Below are 19717 nucleotides of genomic sequence, written 5' to 3' on the forward strand. Positions count from 1 at the left end.
ATGTACGTCACCGGCGGCGTACTCCTGCCGTTCTTCTCCTTCATGACGTTCCTCATCGCCGTACCGACCGGCGTGAAGTTCTTCAACTGGATCGGGACCATGTGGCAGGGGTCGTTGTCCTTCGAGACGCCGATGCTGTGGGCGACCGGCTTCCTGATCACGTTCGTCTTCGGTGGTCTGACCGGCGTCATGCTCGCCTCGCCGCCGATGGACTTCCCCGTGTCGGACACCTACTTCGTGGTGGCGCACTTCCACTACGTCATCTTCGGCACGGTCGTGTTCGCGATGTTCGCCGGATTCCATTTCTGGTGGCCCAAGTTCACCGGCAGGATGCTCGACGAGCGGCTCGGGAAAATCACCTTCTGGACCCTGTTCATCGGCTTCCACGGCACATTCCTCGTGCAGCACTGGCTGGGCGCCGACGGAATGCAGCGCCGCATTCCCGACTATCTGGCGGTGGAAGGCCTGACGACGCTCAACACGGTGTCGAGCATCTTCTCCTTCGTCCTCGGGCTGTCGTTCCTGCCGTTCTTCTACAACGTCTGGAAGACCGCCAAGTACGGCGAGAAGATCGAGGTCGACGACCCGTGGGGCTACGGCCGTTCGCTCGAGTGGGCGACCTCCTGCCCGCCGCCGCGCCACAACTTCCTCACCGTGCCCCGGATCCGCTCCGAATCCCCGGCGTTCGACCTGCACCATCCGGAGGTCACCACGGCGGGCGTGTCCTCGGGCCCGGCGGTGGGCACAGCCGCCGGGGCACCGGTGGAGGTGCGATGACGGCCAGGGACGACCACCTACCCGACGCGAACGTGCTGATCAGGCAGTTGGAGGGCCACCTCCTCGTCGAGGCCGCGCGGGCGGAGGGCAGGGCCGAAGCCGTCCTGTTCACCGGGTCGTTGCGATGGCTCACGGACACCCAGCGGGAGGAGGTGGAGTCACGCTTCGCCGAGCACCATCTCGCGCTCACCCGCCGCTGCTGGGAGCGCACGGCGGAACGCGGAGCGCAACTGCGTTCGGAGTACGAGGCGTTGTACCGCTCCCTGCGGCGCCGTCTCTGCGCCGGGGCGGTGCTGGGCGCCGCCCTGGTCTCGGCGGCGTCGCTCGTCCTGGCCGTCACGGCCGCCCGGCGCTGAGCCGTTCGGCGCGGCGGGGCTTCAGCCGCATCCGGGACGACTCGTCCACGAGGTGCCGCAGTACGGCCAGGTACTCCTCGTCGCCGCCCAGTGCGCGCAGCAGCCGGTACGCGTCGCCGCGGAAGGCGTCGAGGTCGTCCCGGCAGCTCCGGAGCAGCGGGGCGTCGACGAGCGCCGCGGTGACCTCTGCGCGCGCGGAGCCGGAAGTCGGGGCGGCGGCATACGACTTCAGCAGGCGTGCCCTCCCGGCGGGCGGGGCGTCCTGGAGCGCGCAGGCCAGCAGGTAGGTCACCGTGCCGTTAGCCAGGTCCTCGTCGCGGCCCGACAGGATGTCCTCCTGGTCGTTGAAGATCTGCCACAGGACGCCGAAGACGTAGCCGAATTCGCGCCACAGTTCGGTCCTTTCCGCCGGCGCCCCGGCCAGGATCGCCGCCATCGCCGTGATCATGGCGAACGGGGCGCCGGACTTCCCCCGGTAGGCGGCGACCACCCGTTCCCGGTCGGCGCAGGCGACATCCGTCCTGAGATCGTGCAACTGGCCCTCGGCGGCGCCGACGAGGCCGTTCAGGACCTCGGCCGTCAGGTCGCCGCGCACGGCCTCGGGGATCCGTGGTGACCGCAGGGCCAGGACGGGCAGCGGCAGCCCGGCGACGACGGCCGCGAGGAGCGCTTCGTTCGGGTGCAGGTCACCGACGCGGACCGCGCCCTGCGCGTCGGCCAGGTCGTCGAGGTGGCAGGCGGACGTCCACCACAGCACGTGCACGGCGGCCAGCGGGGCGGCCGGGCCGGGGACGCCGGTCTCCACGGCGTGCACGATCATCGGCAGCACCGACAGCGGATACGCCAACTCGCGGTGCCGCAGGAGTCCCGTCACCGCGCTCCTCACGGCGGGCGCCGAGGGTTCGAGTCGCCCGACGGCGGCGCGCACCTCGGCCTCTATGTCCGCGGACACCTGTCGGTGCAGGTCCACGTACGTCGTCACTGGCACAGCCGTTCCCTTCGCTGAGGACGAAGAGGTGATTCGATCATCGGGCGGAGAGCGGAGCCAGAGCGCGTTCCGGCCACGTCCCCGCGCGGCCGGACCGGTGGACGGAGCGGGTGAACGGCACCGCGCGGCACCCCGCGACGGGGGGCCTCAGGAGTGGTGACCGTCCGGGGACCAGCCCACGGGGCGCAGGACGGCGAGCAGTTGGCGGACGAGTTCCTCGACGACCTGGTCCAGGGTGGCCTCGACCCGGCCCGCGCTCCAGTCGTGGAGCAGTCCGTTCACGCCACCGATGAACGCGGTCGCGGCTATCCGGTAGTCGCGGGGAGCCGCCTCGCCGCGTGCCACCGCCGCGTCCGCCTCCGCGCAGATGAAGTCCACCCAGCGGGCCCGGCGGTCGAGCCGCTGCTCCTCCAGCGCCGGGCTGACCCCGATGATCTCGACGAACGTGATGCGGATCCGGCGTGGATCGGCGGTGACGTCGGCCGCGTAGGCCCCGAAGACCGCGGCGACACGCTCGGCGAGCGGCAGGTCTCGGGCCTCGGCGAGCGCCGCGAGGGCCGCCGCCTCTGCCCAGTCGTTGACCTGGAGGTGCAGCGCGGCCAGCACGTCCTCCAGCGTGCGGAACTCCTCGTAGAACTGGCGCGTGGACAGGCCCGCCGCCTCGCTGAGCGCCGCGACGGTGGCCGCCCGGAAGCCGGGCCGGTCGCCGAACACCTGGAGACCGGCCTCCAGGAAGCGCCGCCGCCGCTCGGCCTGCCGCTCCTCGGCGGACCGGCCGCCGTACCGTCCGGTCGGCTGTCTCAGCCTGCCCGCCACCCCTGCCTCCCTCGCCGCCGGCCGGTCCGGCCCGCCGTCGATTTTGTCGTGCACGGAGTCTTGTGGAGAGGGCGCCTCGCTCCTTACTTTCCAGTAAGTCAACTCTGAACGCGGGCGTGTTCAGATTCCCTTGTCATGCCCTTGCCACTCTCACCCCCCGCCTACGACAAGGACCGCCATGTCTGCCCCTCGCCCAAGGCACCTGTGCACCCTGGCCACCGCGCTGACCCTCGCCCTGTGCGGCACCACGACCGCCGCCACGGCCGCCTCCCCCGCGGCCCCCTCCGCCGGACCGCGCGAGGTGATGTTCGTGGGGAACAACTGGGACGGCACCGCCGACGTCATCGAGTCCACCGGGGACCTGGCGAGAATCGGCCGGATCGACGTCGTACCGGACAAGGCGGCGCGCCTGGCGGAGATCAACGCCGATCCGATCAAGTGGGCGTTCTTCCTCGGCATCCGCAACGGCGTCGGGGAGGGCCACGACCAGCTCGTGGACGACATGTACGCCACGCCCGACGGGAAGTCGATGGTCGTCTCCCGCCCGAGCTTCGCCGACGTGGTCTCGATCGACCTCGCCACCGGCCGGATCAACTGGCGCTTCAAAGTCTCCGGTTACCGGGCCGACCACATGGCCGTCTCCCCCGACGGCACCCGTGTCGCGGTCTCGGCCTCGACCGCGAACACCGTGCACGTCCTGGACATCGTCAGCGGCCGGCAGATCGGTTCCTTCGCCACCGGCGACAAGCCGCACGAGAACGTCTTCTCGCGCGACGGCCGGTACATCTGGAACATGTCCATCGGAGACGTCAACACCGCCCTGGACGAACCGTGGCTGGACTGGACGAAGGGCGACCGCCGCATCACCGTCGTGGACACGAGCACCTTCAAGCAGGTCAAGGTGATCGACATGCGGCAGCGGCTCGACGCGATCGGCCTCAAGGACTATTCGGACGCCGTCCGGCCCGCCGTCTTCAGCCCCGACGAGTCGAAGCTGTACTTCCAGGTGTCGTTCTTCAACGGCTTCCTGGAGTACGACGTCGCGAGCGACCGGATCACCCGTGTGAAGACCCTCCCGAAGAACCCGGCCACCACCACCGACCGCACGAAATGGGTCAACGACTCCCGTCACCACGGCATGTCGATCAGCCCCGACGGCACCAAGCTGTGCGTCGCCGGAACGATGGACGACTACGCCACCGTCGTCGACCGGGAGACCCTCCAGGAGGGGCCGCTCGTCACCGCCTCCAAGCCGTACTGGGCGACCGTCAGCGGCGACGGGCGGTCCTGCGTCGTCTCCGAGAGCGGCGCCGACCGGGTCACCGCGATCGACTTCGCCACCGGCCGCAAGACGGCGTCCGTGGAGGTCGGCGACCACCCGCAGCGCGTACGGCTGGCCCGGGTGCCGGCCGGCTGGACCGGCCCCTCGGCCGGCTGACCTTCGCCGCCGCCCTGGCCACGAGCTCCGGACGGGCCGCGCCGGCAGAACCGCGGACGGCACCATGGCGTCGTCCGCGGCCGGCCCCGCCATCCGGCGCCGCCCTCCCGCTCAACTTCCCACCCTTCGCGTCACCTTGAGCAGATATCCCTTGCGGTCCAGCGGGTTGTGGTCCGTGCGTGGGCGCTCCGGGACGGTCCCCCGCGCGACGGGTGCGTAGTGGTCGAACACGGCGTCCAGTTCGGCCTCGCCTCGGGACAACCCCGGTAGCAGCAGACCGAGTTCGTGGACCGCCGCCGCCGGGATCCGGCCCTCCAGCACACTCGTCGCACCGCGCGTCCCGGTCGTCTCGGGAACGGCCCGCAGCTTCGCCAGCACGGGCAGGACGGCCGTGAGCGTGTCGGCCGGTGTCTCCAGGCGTAAGCGGTGCATCGGCTCGTGCACCCGGGAGCCCGCCCGCCGCAGGGCGCTCATCAGGACCAGCGGGGTCAGCCCGCGGAAGTCCGCGCCCGTGCTCGACATGCTCTTGTCGAAGCGCTGGTGCGCGTGGCTCTGGCGCGGCGAGTAGCCGGAGTGCGTCATGGTCACCGTGCAGTCGGTGACCTCCCAGCCGTGCACCCCCTGGCGCAGCGTGTCCCGCACGGTGTCCTCGACCGCCTTGAAGAAGGCGTACGGCATCGACCCGAGCTCCACCGCGAGCCGGAACCGCACACCGCTCCCCGCCGGGGCCGGGTCGACCCGCAGCCCGACGGTGGCGAGGAACGGGTTGGGCTCCCTGCCGTTGAACTCGACCGCCGCGCCGCTGCCGACGGGACGCTCGACGCAGATGGTCGTCGTCTCCCGGAAGGTGACGTCGAGTCCGAACTCGTCCGCGAGGGTCGCCTGGACGACCTCCTTCTGCACCTCCCCGTACAGCGACACGGAGATCTCCTGCCGCAACTCGTCGGTGCGCAGCGCGATCAGCGGGTCCTGTTCGGCGAGCTGGGTGAGCGCCACGTGCAGCGCGCCCCTGTCGCCGGGCCGGCGGGGGACGACGACCGTCTCCAGGGTGGGCGGCGCGAAGTGACGCTCCGCGCCCCGCCCCGACGGCCGGCCGAGGGTGTCCCCGACGCGGATGTCCGCCAGCCCCCGGAGTCTGCCGATCCGTCCGGCCGCGACACTCGTGCCGTCGACCGCCGTTCCGTTCTCGAACACGCTGATCCCCGTGACCTTGCCCTCCCGGCCGTCCCCGTAGGCGATCCGGTCGCGCGTCCGCAGGGTTCCGGAGAACATCCGGGCGTAGGCGATCTTCTCCCCCGCCGGACCCCGCTCGACCTTGAAGACGGTCCCTTCGACCTCCCCGTCGGTCCGGCCCCCGGCGGCGGGCAGCAGCTCCCTGATCCCGGCGACCAGCTCCGGGACCCCCGCTCCCGTGATGGCGGACCCGAAGTACACCGGATGCACCCGGGCCCGCCCGGTCTGGCGCACGAGGGAGGCACGCAGCCGGTCGTCGGTGACGCCTCCGTCGACGTACTCGGCGAGCAGCGCGTCGTCGTGCCCGGCGAGCACGTCGAGCAGTGGCGCCCGCAGCCGCGCCGGAGTGAAGGGCACGAAGCCGACGTCCGGGGTGCCCGGGGCACGGACCTCGCCCATGGGGACGATGGCCGGGGTGAGCCTCGCGGCCACGCTCTCCAGCAGCGGCGCGTACCGGGCGCCGGACCGGTCGGTCTTGTTCACGAACACCAGGGTCGGGATCCGCAGCCGCTGCAGGGTCCGCATCAGCACGCGCGTCTGCGCCTGGACGCCCTCCACGGCCGAGACCACCAGGACCGCCCCGTCGAGCACGCTGAGCACGCGCTCCACCTCGGCGATGAAGTCCGGGTGGCCGGGGGTGTCGATCAGGTCGACGGTGAGGTCGCCGAGCGCGAACGACACGACGGCGGACTTGATCGTGATGCCGCGCTGCCGCTCCAGCGCGAGGGTGTCGGTGCGGGTGCTGCCGTCGTCGACACTGCCGAGCTCGTCGATGACCCCGACGGTGTGCAGGAGCCGCTCCGTCAGGCTCGTCTTACCGGCGTCTACGTGCGCGAGGATTCCCAGATTCAGGGTGGGCACAGGGCGTCATGTCCTTTGAAGAGGTGATCGTTCCTTCGGCGGTGGACATGGACGCTGCGCGCATCGGTGCTCCTCGTTCGGGGACAGCTCGTCCCAGTGCAGCAGGCCCTGGTGGCCGGGGGCAACGGGATTTGGCGCGGAGGAGATCGTTCGGGGCGCGGGTGATCCGTGGTGCCGTGGGTACCCGCAGCGTCGCCCGTGCGTGACGGGCGACGCCGACGGCCCCGCGGAAGGGGCGCGGCGCCACGGTCGCCGCAGCGGTTCGGTGTCCCCGGCACGCCTGGCGGACCCATCAGGACACCGGTGTGCGCCCGAACGGCGCCCCGGTCGACCCGGAAGGCTGATCATGAACGAGCGCACCCCGTCCCAGGCCGAGGGCGAGCCGGACACCGGCACGGACACCCCGGGCACCGGTTCCTCCGGGGCCACCCACGACACCGGGCACACGGACCCCGGCCTCCCCACCCCCTCGCAGGCCGAGGGCGAGCGCGACGACGACGAGACGGCCGAGACCGCCGAGACCGCTGACGAGTCCGGTACCTCTTGAGCGGGGCCCAAGGGACATCGGCGGGAGCGGGCGATGCGTGAGATCCTCCCGGCGCTGAGCCGCTGGTACGCGCAAGGGTCGCCCTTCGGCCTGGCCACCGTCGTCGCCGTCAGCCGCAGCGCGCCGCGCGATCCGGGGGCCGCCATGGCGGTGGGCCCCGGCGACGAGGTCGTGGGCAGCGTGTCCGGCGGCTGTGTGGAGGGGGCGGTCTTCGAGCTGGCGCGCGAGGTGCTGGAAAGCGGCGAGGCGCGGCTGGAGACGTTCGGGTTCAGCGACGAGGACGCCTTCGCCGTGGGGCTGACCTGCGGCGGGGAGATCACGGTGCTGGTGCGCCGCGTCTCACCCGGCGACGACCCCGCCTTCGGGCTCCTCGCCCGGTCCGTGGCGGCGGGCCGGCCGGTGACGCTCGCGACGGTGACCGACGGGCCCGCCCGGCGCGGGGCCTCGCTCGCCGTGTGGCCGGCCGGGGAGGCGGCGCCCGACGACGGCGTCCACGGCACGCTGGGCACGAGCGGACTGGACGTCGCCGTGAGCGCCGACGCGCAGGGCGAACTGGCCCAGGGCGCCTCGGAGCTGCGCCACTACGGGCCGCACGGCGAGCGCCGCGAGGACACCGTCGCCGTCTTCCTGCACTCCTTCGCGCCACCGCCGCGCATGCTGGTCTTCGGCGCCATCGACTACGCGGCCGCCGTCGCCCGCATCGGCGACTTCCTCGGCTACCGCGTCACGGTGTGCGACGCCCGGCCTGTCTTCGCCACCCCTCAGCGCTTCCCCGCGGCCGTCGAGGTCGTCGCCGAATGGCCGCACGTGTACCTCGCCGGCACGACGACGGACGAGCGCACGGTGATCTGCGTCCTCACGCACGACCCGAAGTTCGACGTCCCGCTGCTGGAGGAGGCATTGCGCCGTCCGGCCGCGTACGTCGGGGCGATGGGCAGCCGGCGTACCCACGAGGACCGGACGGCGCGTCTGCGTGAGGCCGGCCTGAGCGCGGGCGAGCTGGCCCGGCTGCGGTCGCCCCTCGGGCTGGACCTCGGAGCCCGTACTCCGGACGAGGTGGCCGTGTCGGTCGCCGCGGAGATCGTCGCGCTGCGGTGGGGCGGCAGCGGTGCGCCGCTGACGGCGACGGCGGGCGCGATCCACCCGCCCGGCACAGTGTCACGCTGAGCGGACGGCCGCGGCCCCGGCCGAGGAACGGCCACTTGTGCACCGACGCCGGCGGCATGCACACGAGCCGGGTCGCCGTCCCCTCCCGGGGACCTGGGCGCCGGATGACCGTCACCCGGCCCAAGACATACGCGTCCGGGTCCCCGTCGGTGACGGGGACCCGGACGCGCGGGTGAGGACGGTCGGCTCCTGGAGCGCCGTAGGAGACCCGTGGGTCGGCCAGGCGCCCTGGGGAGCATCCCTAGGTCAGCAGCTTCGTCTTCGCCCGCTGGAACTCCTCGTCCGTCAGCGCGCCCTTGTCCCGGAGCGCCGCCAGCCTGGCGAGTTCGTCGACCTTGCCGCCGCCACCGGAGTCGGCGCCGGTGCCGCCTTCCGCCGCGGCCTCTCGGACGTACGCCTTGAAGGCCGCCTCCCGCTCCTGGGCCTGCGTGACGTCCCGCTTGCTCATCGACTTCCCCCGGGCGATCACGTAGATCAGGACGCCCAGGTAGGGCACCAGCAGTGTCAGGACCAGCCAGCCGGCCTTGCCCCAGCCGCTGAGGTCGTGACTGCGGAAGATGTCCGAGATGACCTTGAACAGCAGGAACAGCCACATGATCCAGAGGAAGAACCAGAGCATGGTCCAGAACAGGTTGAGGAGGGGGTAGTCGTCCATCGTCGCTCCCGCCGATCTCCGGGCCGCCGACCCGAATGGCCGGGCGCCATTCCTTGGTATCACCACAAATCGGGCGCCGCTCGTTGTGGCCGGTTCCGGGGACCCTTGGCCGGTTCGCCTCGCGGCCGCCGTGACGCAGGTCGCGGGACCGTGCCCGAGCGGCGGCCGCTCAGGCGGTGCCCCACTCGTGCGGAGGCCCGCCGCGCCACTCCACACGGCCCGGGTCGTCGAGGATCTCGTCCGGGTCGAGCAGACCGGCGGCCTCCAGGAACACGATCAGGTCGTGGTCGGAGTGGGCCAGTCCGAGATCCACGTCCCGGCCGCCCCGGCGCACGCTCACCCGCCTGCCACCGCTGGACGAGGGCCGGTGCACGACGATCAGAGAGTCTGCCACGGGATCAAGAGTGCCCCGGCGACGAGACCGGCGCAGCCCGGCGGTCCCGGCCCGCGTTCCGCGGGCCGGACGATCGGACGGCCTGCGGCGGTCCGGTGGACGGGACTGCGGATTGGTGACGCGCCCGCCTGGCCGGCCAGCGGGCAGTGTCCGGCGAACGGACGGAGCGGGCCGGTGCACGGTCCCTGCCTGCCGCTGGGCCGGACGGTCGGACGGAGGACCGGAGTGGCCAGGGGGGTGGGCCGGACAGCCGGGCGGAGGGCCGGAGTGGCCGGGGGGGGGGGGGGGCGGCCAGAGTGCCGGGCGGTGGGACGGGCGGCCGGGCGGGGCTGCCGGTTTCGGTCAGCTCGGTCGCCGGGCCGGCCGGCTCGGGCCGGTGGTCGCGCCCCGGGCGGCCGTGGCCGCCCGGGGCGCGTCGCGGTCAGCGACCGCGGACCGCTCCGCGCTGCTTGTTCGCGGGACGCGAGGGAGGCAGGAAGGACGCCTCTTCCTCCTCGTCCAGCGGCGGCAGGTCGACGGTGTAGCACGGCTGGAGGAACAGACCGTGGTGCTGCGGCGCAGCCGGCGTTCCTGCCGGGTTCTCCACGGGCTGGGCGGAGTCGTGCTGAGGCGAGGCGGGCATCCAAGACCATCCGGAGTTGAGGGTCGCACGGATCGGAGACGGAACTGTCGAACGATGCCGTTCGGTATCTGTCCGTCTCGCGTGCGGCTGCCCATTAGATCCTATCGGCGGCGGCAGGACGACAGGGCGCGGTGCGCGAACCGGCACGGACGGGAGCGCGCGCCCTCCGCGGACGCGCCCCGGACACCGGTTCAGGTGCCCGGAACAGGGTCGTCGCTCGCCTCGCATGGCGCCGGGACGTCACCGCAGGGCGCTGCCCGCCCGCCACTTGGCCCAGTCCACGTTCCAGTCCCCGTAGCCGTTGTTGGCCGGCACGGTGCCCTTGGAGTTGAGGACGGTGACCGGGTCGCCGTAGTCGACGTGCTCGAAGAACCACTTGGCGTCCCCGGTGCTCATGCCGATGCAGCCGTGACTGCCGTTGACCCGCCCGAACTTGCCCTCGTTCCACGGCGCCGCGTGGGCATAGGTGCCCGAAATCGTCAGCTGCACGTCCCACTTGACCTTGCCGAGGTCGTACGCCTCGCGGCCGAATATGCCGACGGTGGACGAGTCCATCCGGATGGAGGGGACCTTGCTCAGCACCACCATCGTGCCGTCCCAGGTCTCGAACCCCTTCTTGCCGGTGGACACGGGCAGGGTCCGCAGTTTCCTGCCGTTCTCGGTGACGGTCATCGTCTTCTTCGCCACGTCGACGGTGCTGACGACGGACTTCCCGACGGTGAAACCGATCTTCCGGGTCTGGGTGCCGTAGAGCCCGCCGCCGGCGGCGACTCCGTCGAGGTTCATGCGCAGGGTCACCCGGGTGTCCGGCTTCCAGTACTCCCGGGGGCGGTAGTCGATCCGGTCCTTGCCGTTGCGGTCCTTCATCCAACTCCACGCGCCCTCGACGGCGGGGGACGACGTGACCCGGAGACGGCGTTCGACGGCCGCCTTGTCGCTGATGGGCTTGTTGAAGACGATCGACACCGGCAGGGCGGTACCGACGGTCGAACCCTTCTCGACGTTGTACTCGCCGACGAAGGTGCGCGACTTCGGGGGCTCGGCGGTGGTGAAGGTGCGGCGTTCGGTGATCTTCCGGCCGTCGGACGCCGTGGCCCTGGCCTCCACGGTGTAGGTCACGCCGGGGGCCAGCTCGGCGCCCGAGGTCCAGGAGTCCCTGTTCCCGGAGTACGTGCCCTTGAGGGCGCCCGGACCGGGGGCGGTCACCTTCACGGACGTGAGCTTCCCGCTGCCCGCGCGTATCCGCACCTTCTTGTCCACCGGCACGGACGAGGCGTCGGCGGCGGGGGCGACGCGTATCCGGTGCGACTCTGCGCTCCGCTTGCCGTCGCCGTCGTCCGACGACCCGCTGCAGGCCGCGAGGGCGAGGGACCCGGTCACCGCCAGCACGGCGATACTCGTGGTCGTTCGGTGCCCGGGAGACCTCCCGGCGGGCCGTCGCTGTCCGCGTACTTGGTCCATGACCCCCTCCAACGGCGATACCGGCGGCAGACTCGTGGCCGAACCGCCTCCCGGACGGTCTCGGCTCGCCCACCGCCTACCCCTCGAACGGCCTTTCACAGCTACGGGACCGTCCACGGCGCCTCCCCGCCACAGAACGTCCGGAACCGGCGCACCCTCGTGCGGTGTCGCGGACGCCGGGCCGACCGGTCCGTAAGCACGGGCCGCGATCGGAATCTGACGGACCGTCTGATCGCTGTCGCACTCGGCCTGTTGCTGCATCCAAGGCGCCCGAGACTTCGACCGCGCTCCGCCGTCGTCGGTGCTTCCGAAGAGGCCCGTGCCGCTGTCACGGAACGGGCTCACCGGCCCCCGGGGCGGCGAACTGACGTCACCCGTCTTGTCCCGCACTCCCCCGCGCCCCTACAGTCCCTCGCAGCGGCGATTGGGAGCGCTCCCACGCCCGTTCGGCCCGACACGGGCGTCCGCGGGCCCGGCCTGGCCCCGAAGGTCCGGCCGCGGGCGTCGGCATCCCGCACCTCCCACTCCACCAAGGAGCCCGGACGTGAAACGACGCAGAACCACGCTCCTCACCACGGCGGCACTCGTCGCGGCGGCGCTCGTCACCGTGCCCGCCGGACCGGCGGCGGCCGACGAGGTCGAGCAGGTGAAGAACGGCACCTTCGACGACTCCAGCGCTCCGTGGTGGACCACGAGCAACGTCACGGCCGAGCTGTCCGCGGGGCAGTTGTGCGCGGACGTGCCCGGCGGCACCGCCAACCGCTGGGACGCGGCGGTCGGACAGAACGACATCACGCTCGTGAAGGGCGAGTCGTACCGGTTCAGCTTCACCGCGTCGGGCGTGCCCGAGGGCCACGCCCCGCGGGCCCTGGTGGGCCTGGCCGTCGAGCCGTACGACACGTACTTCGAGGCGAGTCCGGCGGTGAGTGTCAGCGGTGACACGTACACCTACACGTTCACCTCGCCGGTCGACACCGCCCAGGGGCAGGTGGGCTTCCAGCTCGGGGGCGGCGCCGACCCGTGGCGGTTCTGCATGGACGACGTGTCGCTGCTCGGCGGGGTGCCGCCCGAGGTCTACGAGCCCGACACCGGGCCGCGGGTGCGGGTCAACCAGGTCGCGTACCTGCCCGCGGGCCCGAAGAACGCCACGCTGGTCACCGACTCCACCGAGCCGATGCCCTGGCAGCTGAGGAACGCCGACGGCAGGACGGTGGCCCGGGGCCGGAGCGTGCCGCGCGGCACCGACGTGTCCTCCGGCCAGAACGTCCAGTCGATCGACTTCGGCGCCTACCGCAAGCGCGGCGAGGGCTTCACCCTCGTCGCCGACGGGCAGACCAGCCGCCCCTTCGACATCGGCACGGCCGCCTACGAGGGCCTGCGGGCCGACGCGTTGAAGTACTACTACACCCAGCGCAGCGGCATCGAGATCCTCGGCTCGCTGCGCCCCGGGTACGCGCGTCCGGCCGGGCACGTCGACGTGGCGCCGAACCAGGGCGACGGGAACGTGCCCTGCCAGCCCGGGCTCTGCGACTACACGCTCGACGTCACCGGCGGCTGGTACGACGCGGGCGACCACGGCAAGTACGTCATCAACGGCGGCATCGCCACGTGGGAACTGCTGAGCACGTACGAACGCTCCCTGACGGCCCGGACGGGCAGCCCCGGCAGGCTCGCTGACGGCACGCTGGACATCCCGGAGAGCGGCAACAAGGTGCCGGACATCCTCGACGAGGCGCGCTGGGAGCTGGAGTTCCTGCTGAAGATGCAGGTCCCCGCCGGCCGGCCGCTCGCGGGCATGGCGCACAGCAAGATCCACGACGAGCAGTGGACCGGGCTGCCGCTGCTGCCGAGCCAGGACCCGCAGAAGCGCGAGCTGCACCGGCCCACCACCCAGGCCACGCTGAACCTCGCCGCCACGGCCGCGCAGGCCGCCCGCCTGTACCGGCCCTACGACCGGGCCTTCGCGGCCGAGGCGCTCAAGGCCGCGAGGACCGCCTGGAAGGCCGCGCTCGCCCACCCCGACACCTACCCCTCGGAGACCGACGGGACGGGCGGCGGCGCGTACTACGACTCCGACGCGCAAGACGAGTTCTACTGGGCGGCCGCCGAGCTGTATCTCACCACCGGGGACAAGGAGTTCGCGGACCACGTCCTCGGCTCACCGCTGCACACGGCCGACGTCTTCGGGCCCACCGGATTCGACTGGTCCAGGACGGCGGCACCCGCCCGGCTCGACCTCGCGACCGTCGCGAACCGGCTGCCGGGCCGCGACAAGGTCAGGCGCTCCGTCGTCGAGGCGGCCGACGCCTACCTCGCCACGCTCGACGCCCAGCCGTACGGCATGCCGTACGCCCCCGCCGGCAACGCCTACGACTGGGGCTCCAGCAGCCAGGTGCTGAACAACGCGGTCGTCGTCGCCACGGCGTACGACCTCACCGGGCGGAGCCGGTACCGCGACGGCGCGGTGCAGAGCATGGACTACATCCTCGGCCGCAACGCGCTGAACCAGTCGTACGTGACGGGCTACGGCGAGGTCGCCGCACACAACCAGCACAGCCGCTGGTACGCGCACGAACTCGACCCGAACCTGCCCGGCCCGCCGAAGGGGACCCTCGCCGGCGGCCCCAACTCCAGCATTCAGGACCCCTACGCGCAGAGCAGACTCACCGGCTGCGTGGGCCAGTTCTGCTACATCGACGACATCCAGTCCTGGTCGACGAACGAGACGGCCGTGAACTGGAACGCGGCGCTGGCCTGGATGGCGTCCTTCGTGGCGGACCAGGGCTAGGGCCTGTCGTTTGGATCAGGTCGGCCGTGACAGACGGTTCGTCCCGGCCGACCCGAGCGGGGTCTGGTGCGTGCAGCTGCAAGGCGGAGGAGGGAGTCGAAGCGGAGCTTCGGCGACCGACGACAACGCCGCAGATGTGCGTGCCAGACCCCGCGACACCGGCCTGATCCAAACGACAGGCCCTAGGGCCTGTTCCCCCGGGGCGGCAGCCGGTGCAGGACGACCTCCGTCAGGCCGCCGTCGGCCACCCGCGCGGTCATGTACGTGCAGTGCGGCTGGCGGCGGCGGTCCGTCGGGGAGCCCGGGTTGAGCAGGCGCAGCCCGGGCTCCGCCGTCGTGTCCCAGGGGATGTGGCTGTGTCCGAAGACGAGGACGTCCAGGTCGGGGAAGCGCTCGGCGCAGCGGCGTTCGCGTCCCTGGGCGGCCCCGGTCTCGTGGACGACTCCGAAGCGCAGGCCGCCCAGTTCGGCGCGGGCGACCTCGGGGAGGCGGGCGCGCAGACCGGGGCCGTCGTTGTTGCCGTACACGCCGATCAGGGCCCTCGACCGGGCCTCCAGCAGGTCGAGGGTGGCCGTGTCCACCCAGTCGCCCGCGTGGATCACCACGTCGGCGAGCGGGAGTTCGGCCAGCAGCGGCGCGGGGAGTTCCTTGGCGCGCTTGGGCAGGTGGGTGTCGGACATCAGCAGCAGACGCACCCGCTCAGGGTGCCATCACGGGGGCGGCGGCGCTCACTCCAGGACCAGCTCGCTCCACACCTGCTTGCCGCCGCTGACCGGCACGGTCCCCCAGGACGCCGACATGGCCTCGACCAGGAGCATGCCGCGGCCCCCGGTGGCCTCCCAGCCGATGCTGGTCGGCTTGATCGGGGTGCGCGGCGAGTTGTCGGCGACGGTGATCCGCAGCCGGTTGCCGAGGAGGGTCAGGTCGAGTCGTACCGGCCCGTCGGTGTGGACGAGGGCGTTGGTGACGAGTTCGGAGACGACGAGGAGCACGGCGTCCGCGTCGACGCCGACGCGCCACGCGCGCAGGGCGCGCCGGGTGAAGCGCCGGGCGTGCCGGACGGCTTCGGGGACCCGCCAGACGGTCCAGCTCTCCCGTAGCGGGCGCAGCGCCATGCCGTCGTAGCGCAGCAGGAGGAGGGCCACGTCGTCGCTTCGGTTGGCGTCGGCGAGCAGGGCGTCGGCGACGAGTCCGAGGTGGGCGGGGTCGGAGGCGGCGAGTCCGGCGGCGAGCCGGCGGAGGCCGTCCTCGATGTCGAGCTCAGCGGACTCGACCAGGCCGTCCGTGGTCAGCGCCACCAGCGTGCCGGGCTGCAGGCGCAGCGGGCTCATGGGGAAGTCGGCCTGCCGGACGACGCCGAGCGGCGGGCCGCCTTCGGACTCGGCGATCTCCGTACGGCCGTCGGGGTGGCGCAGCACCGGCGGGAGGTGTCCGGCGCGGACGAACCAGGCGGACCCCTCCTCCATGTCGACGTCGACGTAGCAGCAGGTGGCGAAGAGGTCGGTCTCCATGTCCATGAGGAGGCGGTTGGCGTGGGAGACGACGACGTCCGGGGGGTGTCCCTCGACGGCGTACGCGCGCAGGGCGGTGCGCATCTGGCCCATCAGGGTGGCGGCCCCGGCGTTGTGTCCCTGGACGTCGCCGATGACGAGGGCGACGTGGTTGTCGGGCAGCGGGATCACGTCGTACCAGTCGCCGCCGACCTCCAGGCCGGCCGTGGTGGGCAGGTAACGGGCGACGGCGACCGCGCCCGGCAGTTTGGGCAGCCGGCGCGGCAGCAGGGTGCGCTGGAGCATGCCGACGAGCTCGTGCTCGGCGTCGAAGGCGTGGGCGCGCATCAGGGCCTGCCCGGCCAGGCCCGCGGCGGCGGTGAGCAGGGCGCGTTCGTCGGGGCCGAAGTCGTGCGGGGTGTCCCAGCCGATCAGGCAGGCGCCGCCCATGCGCCCGCCGGCGGCCAGCGGCAGCACGGCGAGTCCGCCGGGCCCCACCTCGGCGAGGGCGGGCTCCAGGTCGGTTCCGGCGGGCCAGATCCCGGCGCGGCCCTCGCGCAGGGCCGCCGCGAGGGTCGGCATGGTGCGCACGGGCGCGTCCGGCCACTCCGAGCGCCACTCCGTGCGCCACAGCTCGGGCCAGGCGTCCGGCTCGGGCGGGTCCAGGACGGTGACGACGAGACGGTCCCCCTCCAGTTCGGCGAGGGCGATCCGGTCGGCCTGGAGGGGCTTGCGCAGGGCGGTGACCACGGCGTGGCTGACGTCGCGGACCGTGCCCGCGGTGGCGAGCGCGGCGGCGAGACGCTGGACGCGGGCCACGTCGTTGACGCCGGAGCGCAGTTTCGAGGCGTCGGCGACCGTGCCGACCAGGCGGGCGGGCTGGCCGTCGCCGCCGGGCAGGAGCCGCCCGCGCAGCCGCAGCCACCGGGGGACGCCGGACGGCTGGAGGATGCGGAACTCCAGCTCGCGGTCGCCGATGGACATGTGGTCGGCCTCGACGACCGACATCAGCGCGGGCAGGTCCTCGGGGACGGTCAGGGAGAGGAGGGTCTCGACGTTGCCGTCGAAGTCCTCGCGGCTGATGCCGAAGAGTTGCAGCATCTCGTCGTCGATCTCGACCCGGCCGCTGTCCATGGCGAGGCTGAAGGAACTGGCGGGCAGCTCGTCGGGGTCGCCCGCCGGGGTGGGCGAGGGGAAGGTGGCGGCGTCGGCGATCAGGGTCAGGCACTCGCGGTCCTCGGCGTCGAAGCCGCGCTCGTTCTCGCTGACCGCGGCCAGGCAGCCGCCGCCACTCAGCGGCAGGACGGCCAGGGAGAACTCCTGGGTGGGCAGCCGCCGGGCGTCGGAGCAGCGGGCGAGGTCCTTGGGGGTGAGCCAGCGCGGACGTCCCGAGCGGTGGACGTCGGCCGCGGGGGCGGTGCCGGCCAGGGGGTAGCTGTCGCGCAGCCCGTACAGCGTCCTCGGCAACCCGGCGGACTCGACCAGGCACAGCTCGTCGCCGCCCTCGCCCGGGGCGTACACGGCGGCCAGGGTGACCCCTGCGAAGACGAGCGCCTGTTCGAGAACGCGGCGCAGCCGTTCGCGGGAGCCGAGGTCCGCGGTGAGCGCCTTGAGGGCAAGTTCGGCACGCGACGATCTCGTTCTGCGTCCCGCAGCGCCCTCACTGACCACGTCCGTCATTACAGCGCTTCCCGGACGCGCGCGCAGCCCCTGGGACGGTTCCCGGGCCCCGGGACGACGGCCGAGGCCCGCCGCCGGGCAGGGCCCGCACAGGGCGTCACACCGGGGTGACCCTTCGTCTTCGTACGGGCGTACGGGTACTCCTGTGCGAGCACGTACGTCCCGCCGCGCGTGTCCGAGACGGGACCGGGGCGCGACCGCCCAGGTCCCCTCCGTGCGGGCGCCGCCCCGCTCGCCGTGCGGGAAACGGCCGCGCGCGAGAGCCTTGACCCCTGAGGACCCGTCGCGGCCATGCGAGGAGGTGGTCGGCGTGTCCGACTGGCAGGCGTCCGGTCAGGCACCGGTCGCCCCACGGGCACCGGTCGGCAAACCGCTGCTCTCGCTCACCCTCGCCACGATCATGGACGACGTCGAGGCCCATTCGGGTGCCGTGTACCTGCTGGCGCCCGACGAATCGGTCCTGGAGATGGCCGTCATGGCGGGGCTGCCCCGGGCCTTCGCCGCGCCCTGGGAGCGGGTCGGGATCAACGCGCCGATCCCCGTCGCCGAGGCGCTGCGGCGACGACGGCTGATCTGGGTCAGCGGCGAGGAGGAGATGGCGCGCTGCTATCCCCGTATCGCGGTGGTCCTGCCCTACCCCTTCGCGCTGGCCGCCGTCCCGGTGGCGACCGGGCACACCCCGTACGGCGCGATGTTCGTGACCTGGCCGAGCACGCATCCGCAGGAGCTGTCCGACCGGGAGCGGTCCCATCTCATCGCCGCCGGCGACCGGCTGGCGCTGCGCCTGGAGCGCGCGGTGAAGCAGAACCGCCCCCTGCCCTCGGAACCCGATCTGCCCACCTCGGCGACGGAACTGACCGGCAGGTTCGGCTCGGTGGAGGCGGCGCGCCTGGTGGAGCGGCTGCCCTACGGGCTGTGCGCGCTGGACCTGCACGGACGGGTCAGCTTCGCCAACCAGGCCACGGCCGAGCTGCTCGGAGTGCCCGTCGACGACCTGGTGGGCACGCAGCCCTGGGCGTCCGTGCCCTGGCTCAACGACCCGGTGTACGAGGACCGGTACCGGGCGGCCCTGATGAGCCAGCACGTGACGTCGTTCGTTGCGCTGCGCCCGCCCGGCGAGTGGCTGTCGTTCCGTCTGTACCCGAGCACCAGCGGGCTCAGCGTCCGCATCGCCCGGGCCCGCGCGGTGTCCGAGATGAACCGCGCGCAGCCCCGGCGCACGGACACCAATCCGCGGCTGGTGACCATCTCCCACATCCTCAGTCTGGCCAGCGCGCTCACGGAGGCGGTGAGCGTGCAGGACGTGGTGCAGCTGGTCGCCGAGGAGGTCGCGCCCGCCGTCGGCAGCAAGGCGCTGGTCGTCCTCGGGACGCAGGGCGGGCGCATGCACGTGCTAGGGCAGCACGGGTACACCGACTCCCGGGTGGTGGAGCACTTCGACGGGCTCCCGCTCACCGCGCACACCCCGGGCACCCGGGCGCTGAGCACCGGTGTGCCCGCCTTCTTCGAGTCGCGCGGGCAGCTGGAGCACATCTACCCCGCCCGCGGCGCGACGCCCGACGGCATGGCCGCGTGGGCGTACCTGCCGCTCGTCGCCTCGGGGCGGCCGGTCGGCACGTGCGTGCTCGCCTACGCGGAGCCGCACGCCTTCCCCGCCGACGAGCGGGCCGTGCTGACCAGCCTCGGCGGGCTCGTCGCCCAGGCGCTGGAGCGGGCGCTCCTCTACGACGCCAAGCACCAGCTGGCCCACGGCCTGCAGGCAGCCCTGCTTCCGCACTCCCTGCCGTCCCTGCCCGGGATCGAGGCGGCGGCACGCTATCTGCCCGCCACCCTCGGCATGGACATCGGCGGCGACTTCTACGACCTGGTGCCCACCGGCGGGCAGGCCGCCGCGGTGATCGGTGACGTCCAGGGGCACAACGTGACGGCGGCCGGCCTGATGGGGCAGATCCGGACCGCCGTACGGGCGTACACGACCGTCGGGCAGGCGCCCGGCGAGGTCATGCGCAGCACGAACCGGCTGCTGATCGACCTGGGCGCCGAGCTGTTCGCCAGCTGCCTGTACCTGCGGCTCGACCCGGCACGCGGACGGGCGGTGCTGGCGCGGGCCGGGCACCCTCCGCCGCTGCTGCGCACACCGGACGGCCGGGTCCGCGTCCTCGACCTGCCCGGCGGTCCGCTGCTGGGGATCGACGCCTCGGCCACGTACCCGACGACCGAGCTGGAGCTCGCCCCCGGTTCCGTGCTCGCCCTGTGCACCGACGGTCTCATCGAGGCGCCCGGTGTGGACATCGAGGACTCCCTGGCCGAGCTCGCCGGGCGGTTCGCCGAGCTGGGCGACCAGCCGCTGGACACGCTGGCCGACACCCTGGTCCGGAGCACCGAGTCGGCGCAGGAACGGCCGGACGACGTCGCGCTGCTCCTGCTGCGGACCCGCGGCTGAC

Annotated in this window: 16 protein-coding genes; 7 read left to right on the plus strand and 9 right to left on the minus strand. The window is 72.7% G+C overall.

What is annotated here, in order from left to right; genetic code table 11:
* Together ACFYQQ_RS29640 and ACFYQQ_RS29645 are read left to right on the plus strand one after the other, a co-directional pair.
* A partial coding sequence (locus ACFYQQ_RS29640) for a cbb3-type cytochrome c oxidase subunit I (RefSeq protein ID WP_355793883.1) occupies positions 1 to 777 on the plus strand: 777 nt, incomplete at its 5' end.
* Complete coding sequence (locus ACFYQQ_RS29645; protein ID WP_355793882.1) at positions 774 to 1133, plus strand: hypothetical protein; 360 nt, start codon at positions 774 to 776, stop codon at positions 1131 to 1133. The genes ACFYQQ_RS29640 and ACFYQQ_RS29645, both read left to right, overlap by 4 nt.
* On the opposite strand, the gene ACFYQQ_RS29650 is transcribed toward ACFYQQ_RS29645, so the two are convergent.
* Both ACFYQQ_RS29650 and ACFYQQ_RS29655 read right to left on the minus strand, forming a co-directional pair.
* The gene (locus ACFYQQ_RS29650) at positions 1114 to 2121 is read right to left on the minus strand and encodes a polyprenyl synthetase family protein (RefSeq protein WP_355793881.1); all 1008 of its coding nucleotides are present in this window, start codon (positions 2119 to 2121) and stop codon (positions 1114 to 1116) included. The two genes, ACFYQQ_RS29645 and ACFYQQ_RS29650, sit on opposite strands and share 20 nt — an antisense overlap.
* A gap of 147 nt (positions 2122 to 2268) precedes the next feature.
* On the minus strand, positions 2269 to 2937 hold the full coding sequence (locus ACFYQQ_RS29655) for a TetR/AcrR family transcriptional regulator (protein WP_356176195.1): 669 nt from the start codon (positions 2935 to 2937) through the stop codon (positions 2269 to 2271).
* 178 nt (positions 2938 to 3115) lie between these two features.
* Between ACFYQQ_RS29655 and ACFYQQ_RS29660 the strand changes: the two genes are divergently transcribed.
* Positions 3116 to 4375, plus strand: a complete 1260-nt coding sequence (locus ACFYQQ_RS29660; protein WP_388905743.1) for a YncE family protein — start codon at positions 3116 to 3118, stop codon at positions 4373 to 4375.
* A 111-nt stretch (positions 4376 to 4486) separates the two neighbouring features.
* Here ACFYQQ_RS29660 and ACFYQQ_RS29665 read toward each other — a convergent pair whose 3' ends face one another.
* Positions 4487 to 6469: a GTP-binding protein gene (locus tag ACFYQQ_RS29665; protein ID WP_388905746.1), complete on the minus strand. Its 1983-nt coding sequence runs from the start codon at positions 6467 to 6469 to the stop codon at positions 4487 to 4489.
* 346 nt (positions 6470 to 6815) lie between these two features.
* Between ACFYQQ_RS29665 and ACFYQQ_RS29670 the strand changes: the two genes are divergently transcribed.
* Both ACFYQQ_RS29670 and ACFYQQ_RS29675 read left to right on the plus strand, forming a co-directional pair.
* Positions 6816 to 7016: a hypothetical protein gene (locus ACFYQQ_RS29670; protein WP_356176189.1), complete on the plus strand. Its 201-nt coding sequence runs from the start codon at positions 6816 to 6818 to the stop codon at positions 7014 to 7016.
* Positions 7017 to 7049: 33 nt separating this feature from the next.
* Positions 7050 to 8183 carry an XdhC family protein gene (locus tag ACFYQQ_RS29675; protein WP_388905750.1) on the plus strand — a complete coding sequence of 378 codons (1134 nt, stop codon included), beginning with the start codon at positions 7050 to 7052 and terminating at the stop codon, positions 8181 to 8183.
* Positions 8184 to 8424: 241 nt separating this feature from the next.
* On the opposite strand, the gene ACFYQQ_RS29680 is transcribed toward ACFYQQ_RS29675, so the two are convergent.
* From ACFYQQ_RS29680 to ACFYQQ_RS29695, 4 genes are all read right to left on the minus strand, one after another.
* Positions 8425 to 8838, minus strand: coding sequence for an SHOCT domain-containing protein (locus tag ACFYQQ_RS29680; RefSeq protein ID WP_388905753.1), 414 nt, complete (start codon positions 8836 to 8838; stop codon positions 8425 to 8427).
* 169 nt (positions 8839 to 9007) lie between these two features.
* A complete protein-coding gene (locus ACFYQQ_RS29685; RefSeq protein WP_356176181.1) occupies positions 9008 to 9232 on the minus strand; it encodes a hypothetical protein in 225 nt (74 codons plus the stop codon).
* A gap of 421 nt (positions 9233 to 9653) precedes the next feature.
* A complete protein-coding gene (locus tag ACFYQQ_RS29690; protein ID WP_355792064.1) occupies positions 9654 to 9854 on the minus strand; it encodes a hypothetical protein in 201 nt (66 codons plus the stop codon).
* 240 nt (positions 9855 to 10094) lie between these two features.
* Positions 10095 to 11315 (minus strand): Ig-like domain-containing protein, encoded by a 1221-nt coding sequence (locus tag ACFYQQ_RS29695; protein ID WP_388905756.1) that lies wholly within the window; start codon positions 11313 to 11315, stop codon positions 10095 to 10097.
* Between the two features lie 544 nt (positions 11316 to 11859).
* On the opposite strand from ACFYQQ_RS29695, the gene ACFYQQ_RS29700 reads away from it, so the two are divergent.
* Positions 11860 to 14103 carry a glycoside hydrolase family 9 protein gene (locus tag ACFYQQ_RS29700; protein WP_388905759.1) on the plus strand — a complete coding sequence of 748 codons (2244 nt, stop codon included), beginning with the start codon at positions 11860 to 11862 and terminating at the stop codon, positions 14101 to 14103.
* 182 nt (positions 14104 to 14285) lie between these two features.
* Here ACFYQQ_RS29700 and ACFYQQ_RS29705 read toward each other — a convergent pair whose 3' ends face one another.
* Positions 14286 to 14798 carry a metallophosphoesterase gene (locus tag ACFYQQ_RS29705; protein WP_355795579.1) on the minus strand — a complete coding sequence of 171 codons (513 nt, stop codon included), beginning with the start codon at positions 14796 to 14798 and terminating at the stop codon, positions 14286 to 14288.
* A gap of 33 nt (positions 14799 to 14831) precedes the next feature.
* Positions 14832 to 17273: a SpoIIE family protein phosphatase gene (locus tag ACFYQQ_RS29710; RefSeq protein ID WP_356172770.1), complete on the minus strand. Its 2442-nt coding sequence runs from the start codon at positions 17271 to 17273 to the stop codon at positions 14832 to 14834.
* 301 nt (positions 17274 to 17574) lie between these two features.
* Between ACFYQQ_RS29710 and ACFYQQ_RS29715 the strand changes: the two genes are divergently transcribed.
* Positions 17575 to 19716, plus strand: a complete 2142-nt coding sequence (locus ACFYQQ_RS29715) for a SpoIIE family protein phosphatase (RefSeq protein ID WP_388905764.1) — start codon at positions 17575 to 17577, stop codon at positions 19714 to 19716.
* Position 19717: the final 1 nt, after the last annotated feature.

The sequence above is a fragment of the Streptomyces sp. NPDC005496 genome, assembly GCF_042872045.1.
Lineage (GTDB): Bacteria > Actinomycetota > Actinomycetes > Streptomycetales > Streptomycetaceae > Streptomyces.

Bases quoted from the DNA above. Each gene is read 5' to 3' on its own strand.
- ACFYQQ_RS29690 (WP_355792064.1), bottom strand. From the start codon at position 9,854: ATGCCCGCCTCGCCTCAGCACGACTCCGCCCAGCCCGTGGAGAACCCG.
- ACFYQQ_RS29670 (WP_356176189.1), top strand. From the start codon at position 6,816: ATGAACGAGCGCACCCCGTCCCAGGCCGAGGGCGAGCCGGACACCGGC.
- ACFYQQ_RS29710 (WP_356172770.1), bottom strand. From the start codon at position 17,273: ATGACGGACGTGGTCAGTGAGGGCGCTGCGGGACGCAGAACGAGATCG.
- ACFYQQ_RS29680 (WP_388905753.1), bottom strand. From the start codon at position 8,838: ATGGACGACTACCCCCTCCTCAACCTGTTCTGGACCATGCTCTGGTTC.
- ACFYQQ_RS29660 (WP_388905743.1), top strand. From the start codon at position 3,116: ATGTCTGCCCCTCGCCCAAGGCACCTGTGCACCCTGGCCACCGCGCTG.
- ACFYQQ_RS29695 (WP_388905756.1), bottom strand. From the start codon at position 11,315: ATGGACCAAGTACGCGGACAGCGACGGCCCGCCGGGAGGTCTCCCGGG.
- ACFYQQ_RS29645 (WP_355793882.1), top strand. From the start codon at position 774: ATGACGGCCAGGGACGACCACCTACCCGACGCGAACGTGCTGATCAGG.
- ACFYQQ_RS29675 (WP_388905750.1), top strand. From the start codon at position 7,050: ATGCGTGAGATCCTCCCGGCGCTGAGCCGCTGGTACGCGCAAGGGTCG.